This window comes from Bacillus sp. AFS031507 (genome assembly GCF_002584635.1).
Lineage (GTDB): Bacteria > Bacillota > Bacilli > Bacillales > Cytobacillaceae > Neobacillus.
This window is the reverse complement of the sequence record NZ_NUOW01000007.1, coordinates 272,916-279,150: the sequence shown is the minus strand read 5'-3', so window position 1 is coordinate 279,150 and position 6,235 is coordinate 272,916. Positions and strand designations below refer to the sequence as shown.

The window sequence follows — 6,235 nt, the reverse complement described above, 5'->3', positions numbered from 1 at the left end:
CTTACCTATCTGTATGAAGAAACTTTGAAATAAAACTTTGAAGTAGCTCAGTTCAAATAGGACTGGGCTATTTATTTTCACAATCAAACAGCACCGCAAATGCGGTGCAATTTCATATGCATTTTAAGCTACAATTCACGTTTTGCGATAGGCAACAGAACTCGTTAGGATGTGTCTCATCCTTCTTTTCTGTACCCTTGATGTACCTTATTAGTACAATCGACAAAATCCTACTTAACCAAACGATTGATTAAAACCGCCAAAACCTATTGAAAAACAGACTTTGTTCAAGGTACTAGAAAAAATTTTATCGTGTACCAGAGTACCTTTATATGGTAAGGTTTCATAACCTTTCAACATCGGCTAATTTTTTATATTAGTAGACTTCTTTAGCCAATTTAAGAACAATACAAACGTTTGATTAGTTTGGGGATGAATCCTTTAGCAACATGGATTGTTTTTGATGAGTATCCCCATAGCTGAAGCTAGTGGTTTCGAAAGAATAGGCTTTAAAGCCGCATTGTCTTTACGAGGGCTACCACAAGTCCCGCTATTACATCAGACCGAGGTCTTCAGCTTTGCATTTCTTTTCTTTATGATGATTATTTTTCGTGGGGATTGGAGGAAGCTGGTTTCAGATGAACTTCTAAAAGCAGGATTGATAACTGAACCATACCCCCTGATAGATACAAATGAAACAAACTTCGCCCATTTTCCTCAAGTTTCGCTTTCAATCAATCGTTTGATTAGAATGGCTGCACTCCTTGATAAATATGAATCAGCCTTCCCTAATGTATAAATAAATTATTGAAAAATGGTCTTAAAATTGGGGAAAGAAACGGTCCAAACCACTTTTGTCACTAATCGACAGCCGTTCGATTAAATTCTATTTAAGCTATACTATTCAAACGTTTAGTTAAAAAATCTACAAGTACTGATTTATAAGAGCCTCCCCTGCCAGGCAAGAATGAAAATTGTCGAGAACCGGAAGTAAATTCCGCAGGAAATATCTCAACTTTCCACAAAATCAGATAGGTTTCAAATAAACTTACATAATTCTATTAATTTCCCGTCTTTTCCCCACTACACAAACGATTGGTTAAAACTCCCCTCAGCATCGGTCATGACTGGATTTATCACTTAAAATACCTAAAAAGACTGTCGATAGCTGTCTCCAACCATGCCTTTTTGAAAAAGGAACTCAGGTGGGCAGCTGCATTAGGATTTCTCCCCATTCAATTATGTGGCCATTTACTGAGTGTCCTCTAGTAAACCTAGTTAACAGAATAAATATAGAAGGTTTTCAAAATCGGGTACGAACACCCCTTCCGGGTTACAGATGCAAAATGATATGAAAACTAGCTTAAAATGCAAAAAACGACTTCAAAAATCACTTTTGACCCCCTTTTTGATGCGTTTCGATACAAAAACGGCTCCAAAAGTGAATTTAAGTCGTTCGATTTACGCAGCCAAACCCGATATCGTTGAGGTGCTGGAATCGTTAACTAGACGATTGGAAGCAGAAATCAATGCGGTGGAAGGGTGTATGAAATGGTAGGTTTAAAGTCTGGCAATATCGAAGGATTTGAGCAGTTTTCACAATTTACTTCGCTAAAGGAATTGAATACCCATATCGAGATGTGGTTGGCGAAGCACAAGCAAGATTTTTCAAAAGGAGCACTGGTTGGTTTGAAGCGGCTGGTTCGTTTTTCTGCCAAAATACCTGGCGTTTGCAATGCGAAAATAGGAACCATTTTAAAAGCGATTCATGCAGAGTACAGTGATCATGGAATCTCACGCTCGACCTTTAAGCGAATGATTCAAAAAGCAAAGGATTTGGGAATGATATCGGTTTATGAAACAGAAAGAAAAAATGGTTCGCAGTCTAGTAACTTGTATTCGTTTAATCGCTTTCCTACAAATGAACTACCTAAAGAGGAAATCTTGAACCACCCTAAAGAAACTAATAATCTTTTAAAAACTGAAAAAGATCAAAAGATAAAAGAACGTAAAGAAGAACCGTCTGAATTAGATCATACCTATGTGAGTGACCGAGTTCCACAGCCTTTTGTTCAGTTGGTAAAGTGCTTCTTTCCTGAGGCAAAGGCAATCGAAGAGCATTGGAAAATCGTGAAAATCACTGCCTATCAACACCATTGGGAAAATGATCCCGAACTAATCCTAGATGTCGCCATCCAATCCTTTAAGCAGCTAATCAGGAAGATGAAGTTCAACAGCAATATCAAAAATCCATTCGGCTATTTTTATGGAATCTTAGATCATAAGTTTTTGATCCTTTATCATGAAGCACTCGAAGAGAAGTTTGATGTAAATGATGAGAAAATTGTATTTTGTCTGGGTTCCAATCAGAATCATTAACAGTTTAGTAACAACGGTTTTGGTGAAGAGATCATGTTTTTTGTTTCACTATACTACTTATAACCCTAAGACTTTTCACATTTCTGGCCACGAATAGCACTTTAATTCTGTCACTGGATTGTCACGAAATAAGGCGAATTATGGCGAATACACATACTTTAGTCTGTAGTAATATAGTCCTGATTATTATTTAATTAATACGAGAGGCAATGATTAACATATTTTCAAAATTATCTCGACTGAGCAAATAGGTTAAACAATGATACCTGCTAAGTGAGAAATCTACCCGCAAGCTGCCAAAGTAGTCAGAGACGATCCATACAGATAAATGAACGTACAACCTTCCTTTCCAACGGGCAGTACATAACAGTTATAGTAGTAGGTATGCCTTTTTTCAAATCAAATGATTTAAAGGAGAGGAAGACCATTATTATTCAAAAAAGCTATTTTATTGAAAAGAAAATGATTTTACTGATGGGAGAATATGATTGTTATGGCAAGCTGTGTGCTCGTGTCATGGCAGGAGGTTCGTCTTTTCTGGTCGATCGAACACCGCTACAACTATTAGACGATACATTAATTTACATAGGATACGATCTAAGAGGGGCAATGGCCAGCGCCAAACTCATCCTTGGTGAACGGGCGAGGTGCCCAATCATCGTCAACCCATACTTGGGTATTTGCCTGTTTCCGAACAAATCACCTCATAAAGGGGATTGTATTTGGTTCAGCCCAGAACATATTGTAAGGACAAAGGCGATGGGGCTTAAGACGGAAGTCGAATTAAGTAACGGTCATTCTATTATCGTTGATTCAAAATTAGCATTCTTTAATAATAGGATTCACAAAGCCAATCAATTAATGCAGATATCTATGAAAAGAGGAAACCATCCAGGTCCGCTCACTTTTTACCTCGAACCCCCAAAAGGACATCAGTTAACCAAGGAGAAAACAGGTAGATACAATTTTAGTAACCTAGAAGATGACCATAAATAATTAATCAGATCTGGACTATATCATTGAAAAAGGGGTAATTCTTTGGATAATTCAATTTGTCACTTCGGATCCGTATTAAAAAAATTAAGGAATGCACAGCAGCTTTCCCAAGAAGCGTTGGCCTACCGCTGCTGTCGACATCCATCCTATATCAGTTTAATGGAAAGAAATATTAAAAAACCTAGCCTGGACACAATCATGGCTCTTGCTATCGGTTTAGGAATGAAGGCTTCTGAAATGTTAATGGAAGTAGAACAACATACCGAGAACAAGTAGTTAAAGGATTATTCCGATAATCAAGATTAAGACTAAAAGCCAGGCACTTTAAATACCTGATTTGGAGATCAAGACTTTTAGTACCATTGTTTGTGTCTATTTTATTAAAATTAACTGTTAAACCTTTCAATTTTAAATAATATTTCCAATTCGATATGTTTTGTAGACTACAGCCCGTGGAGCTATACTGTGCCAAGTTATGTAATGGTCTTAAAAAGGAGAATTTCCTTGAAAAAAGAAAAGGCCATTTACATAGGTAAAGCACTAAAACCGTTGCGGCTTGCTACGGGTATGTCTCAAGAAGAATTGGCTCATCGCAGCAAATTAGATCGCTCATATATCAGCGACCTAGAAACAAACAAAAAAAGTCCATCCTTTGCAACTATCATTATGCTCGCAAACGGATTGGATATGAAGACTGAAGAACTGGTTCATGAAATGGGTAAAACCATTGATTTTGTACGTTTCTTCGAAGAAGAGCCTGAAAAATAAGAAAGGATCTATCTCTTTTAGCTAATACTTTAGAAAAGTAAGAGTTAAATCTGCTCTTACTTTTCCTATTTTTAGGAGTATACTAGTATATGGAAACATATTTTTCAAAAATCTGAAGCTATGAATCATTTTACTTTCTAGACAGGAGGTTAATTGTATGAGGATTGTATCAGAAATATACGGTGAAGAACTAGAGATTAGAAAAATGTATATAGACAATAGTTTCACGATTATTGTCGAGATATTTACGGTGCCTGAAGGTTACAAAAGCTTCGCTAGAAATTCCTTTCTTCACCACGGTGATTTATCAGGATCTGGATTTCATGAAAATAAAGAAGAGAGTGTGAATCTAGCCATCAATGATTTATATACTTTGATGGAAGAGTTCCCAGGATAAGACTCTACCGGGACGGTTCTCATGGTTCTTAATGAGGTTGGTTCCGACCACCAAAATCGTCCTAATGTTCTCCTTATCTTCCTTTCCTTTCTGCCCATTTATTTTGATATTAACATAATAAAACCAAACTACATTTGCTTCCTTAGCATTTTAGGATACAATAATCCTTTGCAAGGAGTGATGATTATGGAAGAGCAAAATGTATCGGCAATTTACAATGATATGTGGAATCGGTCCATTACTGGTTTAAAAATAATCAATTTGAATTTGATCCTATTTTAAATCATAGAGAGCTCGATTTTAGACGAGGATTAACGGTGATTGGAAGATTGAACGGAGATACACTTACAGAAATATTAGGTTTTTTGAATGAAGGGCTTGCCTTGGAACCCAATCAACATTTTTATACAAAAGAGGACATTCACTTAACCATTTTATCAATCATCAGTTGTGATGATACTTTTGATATAGGAAAAATTAATAAAGAGGATTATATTACGGTTATTGATAATGCTATGAATTCGTTAAGGTCGTTTAAGATATCATTTAAAGGTATAACAGCTTCCCCTTCTTGTGTAATGATCCAAGGATTCCCATTGGATGATAACTTACTTAGGTTGAGGAATCAATTAAGGCATAGCTTTCTTTCCTCCCATTTGAAGCAATCCATGGATGAAAGATATACGCTAAAAACAGCTCATAGTACAGTAATTAGGTTTAAAAATCCTCTTCAAAACAATAAAACCTTTATTGACTACTTACACCGATATCGGGAATATAACTTTGGCTGCGTTAATTTTGATCGTATCGATTTTGTATATAACGACTGGTATATGACTAACTCTCTCGTTAAAACTCTAAAAACGTTTGAATTTGAAAAATAAAGCCAGAGGGCACCCAACCGTGCCCTCACAATATTCAGTTGCAACTTCATTCTGTTATTTTCTATCTCTCTTAAAACCTATCAATCTTCGACAAATATCGGGGGGGGGACAGGCACGGGAATTAAAGTTGTATATTATGGAAAATATCAAATACAGTAATAAAAACAAGTATTTTCTATCAAACTTGAAAAGCTTTATAGAAGTTATAGAGTAACGTATTATAGCAAAAATAATTTTCAATATAGGAACCAGACCTATACCTAATGCAAGATCTAAATATCCGTTATGGGAGCTTACGGTTATAAAATTTTTAAGTTGCATTTCAAGACCATATACGAGGTTAGAATTCAAAAAAGCATTGTACCCATAACTCTTATAATTACTTTCTTTTATATAGCTTATTATTATTTTCCATATTTCTGTCCTTCTGGTAAATGAAAATCAAATCCTGTTATCTCTTTTATCTTACTTTAGTGAAAATAAAGTAGGATAATTAAGGAATTAAAGAAAAAAATTAAAGATGTTAATAAGAAATTATTTAATTTTGTAAATTTAGATAGAAATATTGTTAACAAGATACTCAACGACAAACCCAGTGCAGTCTTTGAATCAGATTTGATAATAAGAAACAAGGAGAGTACTAATGTTATAAGACTGATAGGGTTAACTTTTTTAGTTTTATAGCTAACTAATTTACCAACAGAAACTAAAAACCCAATAGAAAGAAATATTCCAAATATATTCTTTTGACCCAAAAACCCTTGCCAAGAGCCTTCATGAGCACCAACTCCTATACTGCCTCGTTAACCTC

General features: G+C 35.4%; 7 protein-coding genes. All 7 read left to right on the top strand.

The genetic code is table 11. The features are described 5' to 3' along the window. Positions 1–463: 463 nt before the first annotated feature. The 7 genes from COE25_RS10000 (at position 464) to COE25_RS09965 (ending at position 5,424) form a co-directional block, all read left to right on the top strand. On the top strand, positions 464–799 hold the full coding sequence (locus COE25_RS10000) for a hypothetical protein (RefSeq protein ID WP_098932513.1): 336 nt from the start codon (positions 464–466) through the stop codon (positions 797–799). Positions 800–1,551: 752 nt separating this feature from the next. After that, positions 1,552–2,379: a hypothetical protein gene (locus COE25_RS09995; protein WP_098932512.1), complete on the top strand. Its 828-nt coding sequence runs from the start codon at positions 1,552–1,554 to the stop codon at positions 2,377–2,379. Between the two features lie 384 nt (positions 2,380–2,763). Then, positions 2,764–3,375 carry a competence protein ComK gene (locus COE25_RS09990; protein ID WP_098932511.1) on the top strand — a complete coding sequence of 204 codons (612 nt, stop codon included), beginning with the start codon at positions 2,764–2,766 and terminating at the stop codon, positions 3,373–3,375. Positions 3,376–3,417: 42 nt separating this feature from the next. Beyond that, positions 3,418–3,651 carry a helix-turn-helix domain-containing protein gene (locus tag COE25_RS09985; RefSeq protein ID WP_098932510.1) on the top strand — a complete coding sequence of 78 codons (234 nt, stop codon included), beginning with the start codon at positions 3,418–3,420 and terminating at the stop codon, positions 3,649–3,651. A 189-nt stretch (positions 3,652–3,840) separates the two neighbouring features. Further along, complete coding sequence (locus COE25_RS09980; protein ID WP_098932509.1) at positions 3,841–4,143, top strand: helix-turn-helix domain-containing protein; 303 nt, start codon at positions 3,841–3,843, stop codon at positions 4,141–4,143. A 157-nt stretch (positions 4,144–4,300) separates the two neighbouring features. Then, a complete protein-coding gene (locus COE25_RS09975; RefSeq protein WP_098932508.1) occupies positions 4,301–4,540 on the top strand; it encodes a hypothetical protein in 240 nt (79 codons plus the stop codon). Positions 4,541–4,857: 317 nt separating this feature from the next. Further along, complete coding sequence (locus COE25_RS09965) at positions 4,858–5,424, top strand: 2'-5' RNA ligase family protein (protein ID WP_098932506.1); 567 nt, start codon at positions 4,858–4,860, stop codon at positions 5,422–5,424. Positions 5,425–6,235: the final 811 nt, after the last annotated feature.